General features: G+C 71.6%; 14 protein-coding genes. 5 read left to right on the forward strand and 9 right to left on the reverse strand.

The features are described 5' to 3' along the window. Nucleotides 1–223 precede the first annotated feature (223 nt). Entirely contained in the window at nucleotides 224–1,063 is an 840-nt protein-coding gene (locus ACIBK1_RS08950; protein ID WP_030505206.1) for an SAM-dependent methyltransferase, read from the reverse strand. Between the two features lie 278 nt (nucleotides 1,064–1,341). On the opposite strand from ACIBK1_RS08950, the gene ACIBK1_RS08955 reads away from it, so the two are divergent. The 3 genes from ACIBK1_RS08955 to polX are packed head-to-tail and all read left to right on the forward strand — an operon-like array spanning nucleotide 1,342 to nucleotide 4,097. Beyond that, nucleotides 1,342–1,464, forward strand: coding sequence for a hypothetical protein (locus ACIBK1_RS08955; protein WP_396733572.1), 123 nt, complete (start codon nucleotides 1,342–1,344; stop codon nucleotides 1,462–1,464). A gap of 22 nt (nucleotides 1,465–1,486) precedes the next feature. Next, a complete protein-coding gene (locus ACIBK1_RS08960; protein WP_396733575.1) occupies nucleotides 1,487–2,407 on the forward strand; it encodes an alpha/beta hydrolase in 921 nt (306 codons plus the stop codon). Between the two features lie 4 nt (nucleotides 2,408–2,411). Further along, a complete protein-coding gene (polX, locus tag ACIBK1_RS08965) occupies nucleotides 2,412–4,097 on the forward strand; it encodes a DNA polymerase/3'-5' exonuclease PolX (protein ID WP_396733578.1) in 1,686 nt (561 codons plus the stop codon). Between the two features lie 81 nt (nucleotides 4,098–4,178). Here polX and ACIBK1_RS08970 read toward each other — a convergent pair whose 3' ends face one another. Beyond that, nucleotides 4,179–5,084, reverse strand: coding sequence for a helix-turn-helix domain-containing protein (locus ACIBK1_RS08970; protein WP_030505210.1), 906 nt, complete (start codon nucleotides 5,082–5,084; stop codon nucleotides 4,179–4,181). A gap of 231 nt (nucleotides 5,085–5,315) precedes the next feature. On the opposite strand from ACIBK1_RS08970, the gene ACIBK1_RS08975 reads away from it, so the two are divergent. Together ACIBK1_RS08975 and ACIBK1_RS08980 are read left to right on the forward strand one after the other, a co-directional pair. Beyond that, complete coding sequence (locus tag ACIBK1_RS08975; RefSeq protein WP_076433647.1) at nucleotides 5,316–6,131, forward strand: SAM-dependent methyltransferase; 816 nt, start codon at nucleotides 5,316–5,318, stop codon at nucleotides 6,129–6,131. A gap of 412 nt (nucleotides 6,132–6,543) precedes the next feature. Continuing rightward, the gene (locus ACIBK1_RS08980; protein WP_396733582.1) at nucleotides 6,544–8,163 is read left to right on the forward strand and encodes a wax ester/triacylglycerol synthase family O-acyltransferase; all 1,620 of its coding nucleotides are present in this window, start codon (nucleotides 6,544–6,546) and stop codon (nucleotides 8,161–8,163) included. On the opposite strand, the gene ACIBK1_RS08985 is transcribed toward ACIBK1_RS08980, so the two are convergent. The 7 genes from ACIBK1_RS08985 to ACIBK1_RS09015 all read right to left on the reverse strand — a co-directional run bounded on the left by ACIBK1_RS08985 (nucleotide 8,112) and on the right by ACIBK1_RS09015 (nucleotide 15,139). Next, nucleotides 8,112–8,711, reverse strand: a complete 600-nt coding sequence (locus ACIBK1_RS08985) for a TetR/AcrR family transcriptional regulator (protein WP_036404413.1) — start codon at nucleotides 8,709–8,711, stop codon at nucleotides 8,112–8,114. The genes ACIBK1_RS08980 and ACIBK1_RS08985 overlap by 52 nt on opposite strands. Before the next feature lie 184 nt (nucleotides 8,712–8,895). Beyond that, entirely contained in the window at nucleotides 8,896–10,506 is a 1,611-nt protein-coding gene (locus ACIBK1_RS08990; protein ID WP_363413870.1) for a solute symporter family protein, read from the reverse strand. Beyond that, nucleotides 10,503–10,847, reverse strand: a complete 345-nt coding sequence (locus ACIBK1_RS08995) for a DUF485 domain-containing protein (RefSeq protein WP_083744017.1) — start codon at nucleotides 10,845–10,847, stop codon at nucleotides 10,503–10,505. The genes ACIBK1_RS08990 and ACIBK1_RS08995 overlap by 4 nt, the downstream gene beginning before the upstream one ends. Before the next feature lie 299 nt (nucleotides 10,848–11,146). Further along, entirely contained in the window at nucleotides 11,147–12,622 is a 1,476-nt protein-coding gene (locus ACIBK1_RS09000) for a sodium/solute symporter (protein WP_357324678.1), read from the reverse strand. Nucleotides 12,623–12,669: 47 nt separating this feature from the next. Beyond that, on the reverse strand, nucleotides 12,670–13,104 hold the full coding sequence (locus ACIBK1_RS09005) for a DUF485 domain-containing protein (protein WP_197042363.1): 435 nt from the start codon (nucleotides 13,102–13,104) through the stop codon (nucleotides 12,670–12,672). Between the two features lie 18 nt (nucleotides 13,105–13,122). Continuing rightward, nucleotides 13,123–13,872: a LytR/AlgR family response regulator transcription factor gene (locus ACIBK1_RS09010; RefSeq protein ID WP_030505218.1), complete on the reverse strand. Its 750-nt coding sequence runs from the start codon at nucleotides 13,870–13,872 to the stop codon at nucleotides 13,123–13,125. Nucleotides 13,873–13,957: 85 nt separating this feature from the next. Beyond that, complete coding sequence (locus ACIBK1_RS09015; protein WP_030505219.1) at nucleotides 13,958–15,139, reverse strand: sensor histidine kinase; 1,182 nt, start codon at nucleotides 15,137–15,139, stop codon at nucleotides 13,958–13,960. Between the last annotated feature and the right edge of the window lie 96 nt (nucleotides 15,140–15,235).

Raw genomic sequence — 15,235 nt, forward strand, 5'->3', positions numbered from 1 at the left:
GATGACCGGGGCCGGGACCACGGCCGCGGCGGCCACGACAAGCCGCCGCGGCACCCGGACCCACCGGCCCGGAGCCATCTGAACGGGACCCATCCGATCTGGGCCGGCTCCGCCTGCTGAGCCGTTCCTCCTGGCCCCTTTTCCCCACCTGCAGGCGATGGCCTCCGGTGCGCGCGTCGCACCGGAGGCCATGTGTTTGCCCGTACGTCTCTCTCGTCCGGGATCAGGGCTTGACCGCGAGGGCGCCGTAGGCCCAGGCGTGACCTCCGGGGATCCGCTCCCGGTCCTTGTACTGGTCCGGCCGCCACTGCACCACCTCGGTCACGCCCGGCTCCAGCACCTTCCAGCCGTCGAAGAACCGCAGCACCTGGTCGAGGGTGCGGGGCACCATGGGCGCGGTGCTGTTGTCGTAGGGCTTGGTGAACTCCTCCTCGCGCACTTCGGGGGCGAAGTCGAGCGTGATGTGCGACAGCAGCAGGTGGCTGCCCGAGGGCACCGCGGCCTTGAAGGTCTCGACCAGGCCGTACGGATCCTCCTCGTCGGTGAGGAAGTGCAGGACGCCCGCCAGGATGACGGCCACCGGACGGTCGAAGTCGATCACGCCTCGGACCTCGGGGTGGGACAGGATCGCCTTCGGCTGCCGCATGTCGGCCTCGATCACCGAGGTCATCCCCGTGGGGCTGCCGGTCAGCAGGGCGCGGCCGTGCACCAGGACGATGGGGTCGTTGTCCACGTACGCCACCCTGGCCCTGGGGTTGGCCTGCTGAGCGATCTCGTGCGTGTTGCCCTGAGTGGGGATGCCCGTGCCGATGTCGAGGAACTGCGTCATTCCGGCCTCGGTGGCGAGATGACGCACCGCCCGGCGCAGGAAGGCGCGGTGGGCGCGGACGCCCTCACGGGTGCCCGGCGATACCTTCAGGAGGTGTTCGGCCGCCTCGCGGTCGGCCGCGAAGTTGTCCTTTCCGCCCAGCAGATAGTCGTATATCCGGGCCGGATGCGGAATCGCGGTGTTGATTCGCGGGACGGGCCTGGCGGCCGGATCGGGGTCCGTCGTCTCTGGCATCGGTGCTCCTTACCGTCGTCTCTCATCGACACGAGGACACGTGGGCGGCCGGATGACCGGCACGACGGTCATCACCACCCGCGAACCGCCATCGAAACTTTCTCGATATTCAATGTAATTTTCGGAGAGACGGTATTCGCCTACCAGGATTCGGGTCAAGTCGGGCGGCCTGTCATCGCTCAGCCGCAGACCGGCTGGCAGGCCGGCCTGGCTCCCGCGAACTCCTTTGTCCCGCCAATTCCCGCATAAAGCACAAATAACACGCGAAGACGCACGGGGTGACGGCGCCGGACCCGGCGTGGGGCGAGCACTTCCAGGTGCGGGTGTTCGAGCGACGGGTCCCGCCGCCGCGCGGGCCCTTCGTCTACGCGAAGCCCTTCTCGACTGTTGACGGCGTGTGATCGATATGACAGTCAGCTCTATGTGAAGAAGATTTTGGCGTGGCTCGTCCTCGTCGTCACGGTGACCGGCTGCCAGAGCGCCGCGGAGTCCGCGGCGCCGCCGCCCGTCCGCCCTCCGGGTTCGGCCACGGTCGTCTCGCAGGAGACCGTGGACGAGCGGACGGACAAGCTCGTGATCGACTCACCGGCCACGGGCGACCGGCGCTCGGTGTGGGTGCTGAAGCCCGCGGCCTGGAAACCGGGCTCCACCGGCTGGCGCGCGCTGTACCTGCTGCACGGCTGCTGCGCCGGCGGCGGCTGGGACTGGCTCAGGACGGGCGAGGTGGCTCGGCTGACCGCCCGCCTCGACGCCGTCGTCATCGTCCCCGAGGGTGGTTCGATGGGCTGGTACGCCGACTGGCGCGACGGCCCCGGCTGGGAGACGTTCCACATGACCGAGGTGCCGCGCCTGGTCGAGCCGCGGTACGGCGTCGGCACGCGCCGCGCGGTCGCCGGTTTCTCGATGGGCGGCCTCGGCGCGTTCGTCTACGCGGCCCGGCATCCGGGCGCGTTCGAGGCCGCGGCGTCGTTCTCCGGGGTGCTCGACACGCGCGACGACGTTGCCGGATATCGGGCGTTCATGGCGGACAACGGCGTGGACACCGAGGATCTGTGGGGCGACCCGAGCGCGTGGCCGGAGCACAACCCCGCCGACCTGGCCGGGCGGCTGAAGGGCGTGCGCCTCTACGCGTCCTCTGGCAACGGCGAGCCGGGCCCGCTGGACCACGGGGAAGGACCGGTCGATCAGACCGAGGCCGCGATCATGCGGCAGAACCGGAACTTCGCCGGGGCCGCGGAGAGGGCCGGGGTGAAGGTGACGACCGATTTCTACGGAAACGGCACCCACACCTGGCCGTACTGGATCCGTTCGTTCGAACGTGCGCTCCCGCTTCTCCTACCCTGAACGCATGGGACGGGCCAATGACGAGGCAGCCGCGGCGCTGCAGGAGTACGCCGAGCTTTTCGCGCTGAACGGCGGGGACGCCTTCCGGGTGCGCAGCTACCAGAAGGCGGCCAAGTCGATCGCGGGATTCCCCGGAGACCTCGGAGAGACCGACGTCCGGTCGATTCCGGGGGTGGGCGAGGCGATCGCCAAGAAGGTCGAGGAGTTCCTCGAACGCGGCAGCTTCCGCCAGCTCGACGACCTGCGGGGCAAGGTGCCCGAGGGGGTGCGCAGGCTGACCCGGATCCCCTCGCTCGGCCCGAAGAAGGCGCTGTTCCTGTTCCAGGAGCTCGGCATCGACTCCCCCGCCGCTCTGGCCGGCGCGATCCGGGACGGCCGCCTGAAGGGCCTGCGCGGCTTCGGCGCCAAGACCGAGGAGAACCTGCTCAAGGGCATCGAGCACATGGAGCGGTCGGGCGACCGGGTCCACCTCGGCGTCGCGACGGATCTCGCGGAGCGGGTCATCGCCTCGCTGCCGGCCGACCGGATCGCCTTCGCCGGGTCGCTGCGCCGGATGAGCGAGACGATCGGCGACATCGACATCCTCGCCGTCGGCGATCCCGGCCTGATGGAGCTGTTCGCGCGGCAGCCGTACGTCACCGAGATCGTCGCCAAGGGCGAGCGGAAGACCTCGGTCAGGACCGACCTCGGCCTCCAGGTCGACCTGCGGCTCATTCCCGCCGAGTCGTGGGGCGCGGCGATGATCTACTTCACCGGCAGCAAGGAGCACAACGTCCGCATCCGGGAGATGGCGGTCAAGAAGGGCTGGAAGCTGTCGGAGTACGGCCTGTTCGACGGCGAGCGCCTCATCGCGTCGGAGACCGAGGAGGAGATCTACCAGGCGCTCGGCATGGCGTGGGTGCACCCGGCGCTGCGCGAGGACGGCGGCGAGGTGGAGGCCGCGCTGCGGGGCGAGCTGCCGCGTCTGGTCGAGCTGCACGACCTGCGGGGCGACCTGCACACCCACACCGACCTCACCGACGGCATCGCCTCACTGGAGGACATGGTGGCCGCCGCCGCGATGCGCGGCTACTCCTACTACGCCGTGACCGACCACGCGCCCGACCTGGTCATGCAGCGGATGACCCTCGACAAGGCCCTCGCCCAGCGTGGCCGCATCGCCGAGTTGCAGGCGAGATATCCGGACATGCGGCTGCTGCACGGCAGCGAGTTGAACATCGCCCCGGACGGCTCCGTGGACTGGCCGGCCGAGGTGCTGGCCGGGTTCGACGTCTGCGTCGCGTCCGTGCACTCGCACTTCACCCAGTCGCGGGAGGAGATGACCCGCCGTTTCATCGCGGCGTGCGAGAACCCGCACGTCCACGTGATCGGCCACCCCACGACGCGCAAGATCGGCAAGCGGCCGCCGGTGGACGCGGACTGGGACGCGGTGTTCCGCGCCGCAGCCAGGACCGGCACGATCATGGAGATCGACTCCTACCCCGACCGAGCCGACCTGCCCTCCGACCTCGTACGGCTCGCGCGCCACCACGGCGTGAAGTTCTCCGTCGACAGCGACTCCCACGCCGTGCCGCATCTGGCCCACCAGAGGTTCGGCGTGGGCATCGCCCAGCGGGCCTGGCTCACCCCGGACGACGTGGTGAACACCTGGCCCCTCGACCGCCTGCTGGCCCACCTGGACAGGGCCTGACCCCCACGGCACACCCGAGTTCCACCGGTCCCTGTCCCTAAGCTCCTGCCCCTGAAGCTCCTGTCCCTACAGCTCCTGTCCCTACAGTTCCTGGAGCATCGCGCGCAGCATGGTCACGGTGTCGCGGGCCGACTCGGCCTGCACGCTGAGGTCGTTCATCACGGCGGTGTAGTCGTCCACGTCCTCCTGCTTGTCGAGGTACAGCGCGCTGCTGAGCTGTTCGAGATAGACGACGTCGGGCAGGTCGGGCTCGGCGAACCTCAGGATGGTGAAGGGGCCGCCCACGGCGGGGTGGCCCCCGGCCCGGAAGGGCAGGATCTGCAGGGTGACGTCCGGACGCGCGGCGGCCTCGATCAGGTGCTCGATCTGGCGGCGGTGCACGGCCCGCCCGCCCAGGGGACGGCGCAGCGCCGACTCGTCCACCACCGACCACACACGGGGCCCGTCGGCCTGGTCCAGGAGCCGCTGACGCCGCATGCGCAGGCCGACGCGGCGGTCGACGTCGGACTCCGGCGTCCCGCGATGCCGCAGCCGGATCGCCGCCCGCGCGTAGTCCTCGGTCTGCAGCAGGCTGTGCACGAACTGGACCTCGTACGTGCGGATCGTGGCCGCCGCCTCCTCCAGCCCGACGTACACCTCGAACCAGCCGGGCAGCAGGTCGCCGTACTGGTGCCACCAGCCGGGGGTGCCCGCCTGCTCGGCGAGCGCCAGCATCGTCTCCCGTTCCCCGCTGTCGACCACGCCGTACAGCGTGAGCAGGTCGGCCACGTCGCGTCGTTTGAAGGGGGTGCGGCCCAGCTCCAGCCGGCAGATCTTCGACGTGGAGGCACGGATGGCGTGCCCGGCCTGCTCGCGGCTGATGTTCCTGGCCTCGCGGAGCCGGCGCAACTGGGCGCCGAGCATCATGCGCACCACCGTCGGCCCGCCGCGCGGCTGAACCGGCCGTCCGTCCGGAAGAGTCGCGGCCTCCGGTCGAGCCGAGATCATCTCTGTCCTCCCCGCTATGGGCCTCGTCGTACCGGCCGTACGCCGGCGTCCCCGGTGACGGGATGCTATCGGGGCGAACGCGGCCGTCACCGCACTTTCCGCGCGACCCGGGTGGTTGCGTGCCGGAGCTTGATCGGAAAGGATGGGCGCCACGCGCGATCTGCCAGCACCCAGCGGAGGTCACTGACGCGGGTGCGGTCGTCTCTCCGTTCCGACCGATCCGAGGCCCCCATGAGCGACACTCCTTCCACCGACGACCCCGGCGTCCGCAGGATCGACAGCAGCGTGCCGCACTCGGCTCGCGTCTGGAACTACTTCCTGGGGGGCAAGGACCACTACCCGGTCGACAGAGAGGCGGGGGAACGCATCCGCGGCGTCTTCCCCGGAATGGTGGACATCGCCCGCCAGTCGCGGCAGATGCTCGTGCGCACCGTCGGCTATCTCGCCGGCGAGGCGGGAATCCGCCAGTTCCTCGACATCGGCACGGGCCTGCCCACCGTCGACAACACCCACGAGGTCGCCCAGCGGCTGGCCCCGGCGTCCCGGATCGTCTACGTCGACAACGACCCCCTGGTGCTGGTGCACGCCCAGGCGCTGCTGACCAGCACCCCCGAGGGGGCGACCGACTACATCGAGGCCGACGTGCGCGACCCCGGCCGCATCCTGCGGGAGGCGGCCAGAACGCTCGACTTCGCGCAGCCGACCGCGCTCATGCTGATGGGCATCCTCGGCCTGGTCGCGGACTACGACGAGGCGCGCGACATCGTGCGCCGGCTGCTGGAGGCCCTGCCCTCCGGCAGCTATCTCGCGCTCTACGACGGCTCCGACACCGACCCGGCGTACGTCAAGGCGCTGGGCGGCTACAACGCGGGCAGCGGCGCCGCCCCTTACACGCCGCGCAGCCCCGAGCAGATCGAGGGCTACTTCACCGGCCTGGACCTGCTCGAACCGGGCATCGTCTCGGTGTCGCACTGGCGGGCGGAGGACAACCCGTGGGGCGAGCCCCGCGAGGTGGCGTGCTACGGGGGAGTCGCGCGCAAGCCCTGACCTGCGGGCCGGATCGATCGCCCGAGCCGCATCGGACCGCGACCACGACCACGCGTCGGATCGCGGCCACGCATCGGACCGCGGCCGCGTTCGTCTTCGGCGAGTCACGGACGCTCCTGAACATCCCCCGGCGGCACGTGGGAGAAATGCGGCGGTAACCCGGCGCGGCGATGATGGTCACGGTGCGCAGGCGGGTGATTATCGTGCGCCAGGGATCGCCGCGGGGTGTGCGGACCTCCGTCCGGACCTCCGTGGGGACCTCGGTGTGGGGACCTCGGTGTGCGGCCTCCGACGTGCGACCCCAGGTGTGCGGGCGCGCGGCGCAGGGGCAGTGCACCCCGGTGGTGGGCCCGTCGGCGGGACCGGCCGGGCGCCTGCGCGGATCGGGCGGCGTGAGCGGGAGGATGACGAGATGCGCCAGTTGACGGCACTCGACGCGCAGTTCCTGAGCGTGGAGTCGGCGACGACCGCGACCCATGTGGCGGGCGTCGCCATACTCGACCCGTCGACCTCGCCCTCCGGCGCCCTGACCAGGGAGGCGCTGCTCGCCCTGCTGCGCGAACGGCTGCACCTCGCCCCGCCGCTGCGCATGCGGCTGGCCGACGTGCCCTTCGGGCTCGACCGGCCGTACTGGCTGGACGACCCGGACGTGGACCTCGACGCGCACGTGCACGAGACCACGCTCCCCGCTCCCGGCGGGGAGCGGGAACTGGCGGCGTACGTGGCGGGCGTCCACGCGCGGCGGCTCGACCGCGCGCGGCCGCTGTGGGAGGCGCACCTCGTCCACGGACTGGAGGGCGGCCGCTGCGCCCTCTACATCAAGGTGCACCACTGTGCGATCGACGGCGTGTCGGGCTCGGAGATCCTGACCGCGCTGCTCGACCCGTCGCCGCAGCCGCGGCGGGTGGAGGCGCCCCCGGCGCCCCCGGCGCCTGCGTCGCCGCAGGTGCCCGGGCTGCTCGCGATGCTCGCCGGCGCGATCACCCGGTCGATCGTCCAGCCCGTGGAAGCGCTGTGCTCGCTCGCCCGCACCGCCGCCGACCTGGACGTGATCCCGGTGGTGGCGGCGCTGCCCGACGCCCGGCTCGTGGCCCAGGCCGCCCGCGCGCTCGCGGGAGACGCGCGCCCGCTGCCCGAGACGCCGCCGCTGGTCGCGCCGCGCACGCCGTTCAACGGCCCGATCTCCGGGGAGCGGGAGGTCGCCTTCGGTTCCGTGCCGCTGGCGGAGGTCAGGAGGGTCGCCAGGGCCTTCGGCATGGGCCCGAACGACGTGGTGATGACGCTGTGCGCCTCGGCGTTGCGGCGCTGGCTGCTCGCCCACGACGCGCTGCCCGACCGGCCGCTGGTGGCCGCCGTGCCGGTGGCGCTGCGCTCTCGACCGTCGGCGGGTGCGGGCGGGCCGTCCCCGGACGCCGCGGACGGGCGGGTCGGCAACCGGATCTCGGCGATGATCACACCGCTGGCCACGGACGTCGCCTCCCCTGGAGAACGCCTGGCGGCCGTACGCTCGGCGCTGGCCGCCGCCAAGCGGCGCTTCGCCGTCTCCCATCGCACCTGGCTGGACGACGTGTGCGCGATGGTGCCGAGCGCCTTCGCGGCGCTGGCCACGCCGGTGGTGTTCCGCCTCGCGGGGGTCGCGGGGGCGGGCGTCAACCTCATCGTGTCGAACGTGCCGGGCCCCCGCCTGCCGTTGTACCTGTGCGGCGCCCGGATGCTCGCCTACCACCCGCTGTCGGTGGTCACCGACGCCACCGGGGGGATCAGCATCACCTGCGCGTCGTACGACGGGCGGCTGGACTTCGGCGTCGTCGCCTGCCCGTCCCGGCTGCCCGATGTCCGGAGCATGATCGGCCACCTGCGTGAGGCGATGGACGAGCTCCTGGTCCTGCTCGACGACTCCCCGGACGCCCCGGCCCCGGACGAACCGGCCCCGCACGGCGACGCTCCTCTCGCACCGCCCCGGGAGGAGCACGAGCCACGTCAGCGCAGGGCGCCCGCGATCAGCTCGGCGACCGCGTCGGGGTCGATGTGATGGCCGGTGAGCAGGCAGATGCTCTCCTGGTACAGCAGGACCGCGGCGAAGGTCGCGGCGGCGGCCTCCAGCCGGGCGGCGTCACCCCGCCCGCCCGGCAGGGCGAGCTCCAGGGCGAACCTGGCCCGTCGGATGATCTCGGTGTTCAGGCGGCCCAGGCGCTCCCGTACGGACAGGTGGGTGTCGGCCTCCCGGAACAGGATGCGCCGCATCGCGGGGGACGCGTGCAGCGGCAGCCTGCGGGCGAGCCGCGACAGCGCGCCGGCCGCGTCGCCGGGAACCGCCTCCACCTCCTCCTCGATCACCACGGTCCGCTCGTCCACCAGCGAGACCAGCACGTCGATTTTGCGGGGGAAGTAGTGGAAGACCAGGCCTTTGGGCACGCCGGCGAGTTCGGCGATGCGCGCGGTCGGCGTGGCCTCGTAGCCGCCTCCCGCGAACAGTTCCTCGGCGGCGTCGAGGATGCGGGTGCGGGCGTCGCCCTCGGGCGGCTGCTTCCTTCTCCGCGAGCGTGACCACGCCTTGGCGGTCTGGAGAGGGCTGTCCACGGACCGAACGATAACCAGAGTGGGTGCCCCAACACCATGACGCGAGGGACAGGGCAGGCATACGCCCGGCCGCGAGCCCCACGATGAGTGGGGAGCTCGCGGCCGGGCGTATGGGAGTCGCCGGCCCTCGGCGGCGGTGGGAGGCGGCGTCGCGGGCCGGCGACGTGTGGCCGGGAAACCGGCGTCAGTGGCTCGTGGCCTTCTCGGCCCCAAGGCCGGTGAGCGAGCGGACCTCGATCTCGGCGTACTTCGCGCCGTTGTACTCCTTGCTCAGGATCGTGCCGAGGTAGCCGCACAGGAAGCCGATCGGGATCGAGAAGATGCCCGGGTTCGACAGCGGGATCAGGTGGAAGTCGGCGTCGGGGAACATCGCCGTCGCCGCGCCCGAGACGACCGGCGAGAAGATCACCAGCACCACCGCGGAGATCAGGCCGCCGTAGATGGCCGAGACCGCGCCCGCCGTGTTGAACCTCTTCCAGAACAGGCTGTAGAGGATCGCCGGGAGGTTGCCCGACGCGGCGACCGCGAAGGCCAGCGAGACGAGGAAGGCCACGTTGAGCGACTGGGCGAAGATGCTCAGCGCGATCGCGACCGCGCCGATCACGAACGCGGCGATCCGGGCGACCACGACCTCCTGGCGCTCGGTGGCGCCGCCCCGCTTGAACACGTGCGCGTACAGGTCGTGGGCGAAGCTGGAGGAGGACGCGAGGGTCAGGCCCGCGACGACCGCGAGGATCGTGGCGAACGCGACCGCCGCGATGACCGCCAGCAGGACCGTGCCGCCGACGTCGCCGAAGAGGTCCTGGCCCACCTTCTGGGCGAGCAGCGGGGCCGCGGTGTTGCCGGCCTTGTCGGCCTCGGCGATCGTCTTCGAACCCACCAGGGCCGCGGCGCCAAAGCCGAGCACCAGCGTCAGCAGGTAGAACACGCCGATGATGCCGATGCCCCACAAGACCGACTTGCGGGCGTCCCTGGCGGTGGGCACCGTGTAGAAGCGGATGAGGACGTGCGGCAGGCCCGCCGTGCCGAGCACCAGGGCCAGGCCGAGGCTGATCAGGTCGATCTTGCCCCAGACGCCCTGGGCCTCGGTGCCGTACTTGAGGCCCGAGTTGAGGAATGCCTCGCCCTTGCCGCTCTGGGCGGCGGCGTCGCCGAGCAGCCCGGACAGGTTGAAGCCGAACTTGCCGAGCACGAAGAGGGTGATCAGCGCCGCGCCGACCATCAGCATGACGGCCTTGACGATCTGCACCCAGGTGGTGCCCTTCATGCCGCCGAACACGACATAGATGATCATCAGCAGGCCGACCGCGATGATCGTCCAGATCTTGCCCGCCTCGGAGTGGACGCCGAGCAGCAGGCCGACGAGCGCGCCCGCGCCGACCATCTGCGCGAGCAGGTAGAAGATGCTCACGACGATCGTGGAGACGCCGGCCGCCGTACGGACCGGGCGCGGCGACATCCGGAACGCCAGCACGTCGGCCATCGTGTACTTGCCGGAGTTGCGCATGAGCTCGGCGACGAGCAGCAGCGCCACCAGCCAGGCGACGAGGAAGCCGATCGAGTAGAGGAAGCCGTCGTAGCCCGACAGCGCGATGATGCCGGCGATGCCGAGGAACGACGCGGCCGACATGTAGTCGCCGCCGATCGCCAGGCCGTTCTGCAGGCCGCTGAACGACCGGCCCCCGGCGTAGTAGTCGGAGGCTGTCTTGGTGTTGCGGCTGGCCCAGAACGTGATGGCGAGCGTACCGGCAACGAAGATCACGAAAAGGATCGTGGACAGCGTCTCGTGACTCACTTGGCGCCCTCCCCGACCTCGTCGCGGCTCTCGGCCTCGCCGCGCAGCTCGTCGGCGATCGGGTCGAGCTTGGCCGCCGCGTGCCGCGAGTACGCCCACGCGATCAGGAACGTCGACACGAACTGCAGCACACCGAAGACGAGGGCGACGTTGATGTTGCCGAACAACTTGGCGCCCATGAAGTCCCGGGCGAAGCCGGAAAGCACCACGTAGAGCAGGTACCACACCAGGAAGGCGATGGTCATGGGGAAGGCCCAGGACCGGTAGCGGCGGCGCAGCTCCTGGAACTGCTCACCCGCCTGTATACGTTCATAGACCGATGGATCGTGCTGGACGGTCACAAGATCTCCTTCGGCAGTGATCTGGATCACTTCAACGTAGGAGTGCGCCGTGTCCGGCGACGAGTCCCGGGGACCGCCGAGTCGCCCAGCCGTACCGCCCGCTCGTTCACATGGCGCATCCGTGCGACGAATGGTCGGTTGCACGCGCCGAGCGGTCACGCATGCGTTACATGAAACACGGCCGCAGCGTGGGGCCGGGCCGACCTGACGCGCGGGCTGCATAAACGCGGGTCCACATGAGGCGCGGGCTACATGAGGCGCGGGTCCACATGAGTGCGCGGTCTACATGAAGCGCGGGTCTACATGAACCGCGGACGCCAGTCGCCCCGGTCGACGTTCAGCGTCTCCGGCGTGTGCAGGCGGACCATCGTGCGCGCCACGCCGCGCGGCACCCGCGACGGCGTCAGCAGCGACACCACCACCATGACCGTGAACGACACGGGCACCGTCCAGGCGGCCGGCTGCGCCAGCAGCGACCCCGCCCAGCCGGTGTGCGGGCCACCGGTGATCGTGATCACGACCGCCGCGCAGGCCAGCCCTCCCCCGGCCAGCAGACCGGCGATCGCCCCCGACGTCGTCAGTCTGCGCCACCAGATGCCGAGCACCAGCAGCGGGCAGAACGAGGAGGCGGCCACGGCGAACGCCAGCCCCACCACGGTCGCCACCGGCAGCGACCGGGCCACGCCCGCCAGCGCGAACGGCACGAGCACCGCGAGCACGGTCGCGACGCGGAACGCGCGCACCCCGCCGCGCAGGATGTCCTGCGCGATCACCCCGGCGACCGACACCGTCAGCCCCGACGACGTCGACAGGAACGCCGCGAACGCGCCCGCGGTCACCAGCGCGGTCAGGAAGTCGCCCACCGGTCCGCCGACCAGCCGGCCCGGCAGCGCGATGACCACGGTGTCGCTCTCCGGCATGCCGTAGACGTGGCCGAGGTAGCCGTACACCGCGGGCATCAGGTAGAAGGCGCCGAGCAGCGTCAGCACGACGAGCGTGGTGCGGCGGGCGGCCCGCCCGTCCGGGTTGGTGTAGAAGCGGACGAGCACGTGCGGCAGCCCCATCGTCCCGAGGAACGTCGCCAGGATCAGGGAGTACGTCTCGTACATGGGGTGATCACGACCGTGGAGCGGCAGCACCCATTCGTCCCCGGGAGCGAGCCCCGGCCTTCCGTCGGACCACCAGGCCAGCAGCATGAACGCCAGCGGCACCGCCAGCGCGGTCAGCTTCAGCCAGTACTGGAACGCCTGGACGAACGTGATCGACCGCATGCCGCCCGACAGCACGTTGATCGCGACCACCACCGCCACCAGCAGGCTGCCCGTCCACGGCGGCGCCCCGGTGATCGTACGGAAGACCAGCCCGGCGCTCTGGAACTGCGGCATGAGATACAGCCAGCCGATCAGCACGACGAGAACGCTCGACAGCCGCCGCACCGCCATCGACTCCAGCCGCGCCTCGGCGAAGTCGGGCAGCGTGTAGGCCCCCGACCGCCGTAGCGGCGCCGACACCAGCACCAGCAGCACGAGGTAGCCGCCGGTCCAGCCGACCGGCAGCCACAGCATGTCCGCGCCGAAGGTGAGGATCAGCCCCGCGATGCCGAGAAAGGAGGCCGCCGACAGGTACTCCCCGCCGATGGCCGAGGCGTTCCACAGGGGCGAGACCGTGCGGGAGGCGACGTAGAAGTCCGACGTGGTGCGGGACACCCGGAGGCCGAACGCGCCGATGAGGACGGTCGCCAGCATCACCAGGACGACCGCGGCGATCTGGCTCACCGGCGCGCCGTCCTCACCTGAGCACCGTCCTCACCTGGGCACCGTCCTCATCGGTGCTCCACGAGGTCGGCGAAGTCGCGCTCGTTGCGTTCGGCCTGCCGCACGTACAGCCAGGCGCCCCCGACGAGCGCCGGGTAGATGAGCCCCGCGAGCACGACCCACGGCAGCGGCAGCCCGAACAGCTCGGCCGCGCGCAGCTCCGGGGCCAGCAGGAACAGCAGCGGCAGCCCGCCCACGACGCACGCGAGCAGGCTGCATACGAACAACGCCAGGCGGAACTGGGTCCGCACCAGGGAGCCCATGTAGACCTCGCCGAGTCGGGTCTGCTCGTCGATCTCCCGGGTGAGCGGATGCCGTGGCCTGCGCGCCGCCGCCGTGCGCGGGCTGGTCACCACCACCCTGCGGGGCTTCCCGCTGGTCGCGGCCCCATCGCCCTGCCCGCGCGTGCCGGTCGCCGCCGCCTTGCGGGGCTTGCCGGTCATCGTGCCCTCACCGCCCGCTCACCGGGTCTGGCCCCTGCGGGCCCGGCGGACGAGCAGGTCGCGCAGCTCCCGGGTGTGGCGGCGGCTCACCGGGATCTCGGTCTCCCCCACCCGCACCACGCACTTGCCCGAGTCGATGTGCAGCTCGTCGATGTGCTTGACCGCGACGAGGTGGCTGCGGTGGACGCGGAGGAACCCGGCCGACGCCCAGCGCTCCTCCAGCGTCGCCAGCGGGATGCGGACCAGGTGGCTGCCGGTCGCCGTGTGCAGCCGCGCGTAGTCGCCCTGCGCCTCGACGTAGCGCACCTCCGTGCTCGCCACGAACCGGGTGACGCCGCCCAGCTCGACCGGGATCGTGTCCGCCTGCGGCCCCTCCCCCGGCTCGCCCAGGCTGCCGCACACCCGGCGGATCGCCTCGGCGAGCCGCTCCGGCCGTACGGGCTTGAGCAGGTAGTCCTCGGCCTTCAGCTCGAAGGCGTCCACGGCGTGGTCCTCGTACGCCGTCACGAAAACGATCTTCGGTGGGCGGGTGAACTGGGTCAGCAGCCGACCCAGCACCACCCCGTCGAGCCCGCGCATGCGGATGTCGAGGAAGACCGCGTCCACCGGCCTGCCGTCCGCGATGGCGCGGTCGAGCAGCCGGAGCGCGGCGGCTCCGTCTCGGGCGGTGAGCACGTCGCCGATGCGGGGATCCGCGCGCAGCAGGTAGGCGACGTCCTCCAGCGCGGGCTGCTCGTCGTCCACCGCCAGAACCCGCAGACCGCTCACGATCACCCCTTTCACCGACCGATCCCCTAGAGAGTGATGACCGGAACGTCGGTAAGTCAACGCCTCCCGTTGTCACGAGACGGTGTCAGTGGAGGGAGACCCCGGGGTGATACTTGGGGACCCGCACGGTGACCTTGGTGCCGGCGCCCTCGCCGGTCTCCACCACGAGACCGTACTCGTCGCCGTAGACCTGGCGCAGCCGCTCGTCCACGTTTGCCACGCCGATGCCGCCGGCGCCCGAGCGGTCCTCCCCGGCGAGCACCCGCCGCAGCCGTTCGGGGTCCATGCCGACGCCGTCGTCCTCGACGGTGATGCCGCACTCCGCGCCCGCGTCCTCGGCGACGATCGTGATGCGGCCCACGCCCGGCTTGGCCTCCAGGCCGTGCCGTACGGCGTTCTCCACCAGCGGCTGGAGGCACAGGAACGGCACGGCCACGGGCAGCACCTCCGGCGCGATCCGCAGCGTGACCTGGAGCTGGTCGCCGAACCTGGCCCGCTCGAGCGTGAGATAGCGGTCGATCGAGCGCAGTTCCTCGGCGAGCGTGGTGAAGTCGCCGTGCCGCCGGAAGGAGTAGCGGGTGAAGTCGGCGAACTCCAGCAGCAACTCCCTGGCCCGCTCGGGATCGGTGCGGACGAACGACGCGATGGTGGTCAGCGAGTTGTAGATGAAGTGGGGCGAGATCTGCGCCCGCAGCGCCCGGACCTCCGCCTCCATCAGCATCGTCCGGGAGCGGTCGAGCTCGGCCAGCTCCAGCTGGGAGTCGACCCACCGCGCGACCTCCTGCGCCGCCCGCACGAGCCCCGCCGAGGCGTGGTCGCCGTACGCCGCGAGCGAGCCGACGACGCGGTCGTCGGTGGTGAGCGGGACGACGACCGCGTGCCTGACGGGGCACTCCGGCCGCCCGCAGTCGAGCGCGAGCACCTGGGTGCGGCCGTCCTTCAGCGTCTCCGCGGCGTGCTCGAACGCCTCGGCCGCGTGGTGGTCGCCCGCGCCGTCGTAGACCAGCAGCTCCTCGCCGTTCGTGATGGCGATGGCCGGGGACCCGAGCAGCTCGCGCAGGTGCCGCGACGCCTTGAGCGCCCCGGCCTGGGTCAGCCCGGCGCGCAGCGGCGGCGCGGCCAGCGACGCGGTGTGCAGCGTCTCGAACGTCGCCCGCTCGGCGGGGCTGCTGCCGAGGTCGCGCCTGCCGCGCAGCACCCGCCACAGCACGACCGCCGGCACGGCGACGAGGGCGGCGACTACGAGCGCGGTGACGACCGGTTCCACGCCGCCGCAGCCTACTCCCGAGCCGGGCGGGGGACGACGCGCCCGGTCCGCCGGGGCGAACCCGGCGGGCCGAAACGCGGTGTTCCGCCGTGGTGC

This window comes from Microbispora rosea, from assembly GCF_044460045.1.
Classification (GTDB): Bacteria; Actinomycetota; Actinomycetes; order Streptosporangiales; family Streptosporangiaceae; genus Microbispora; species Microbispora rosea.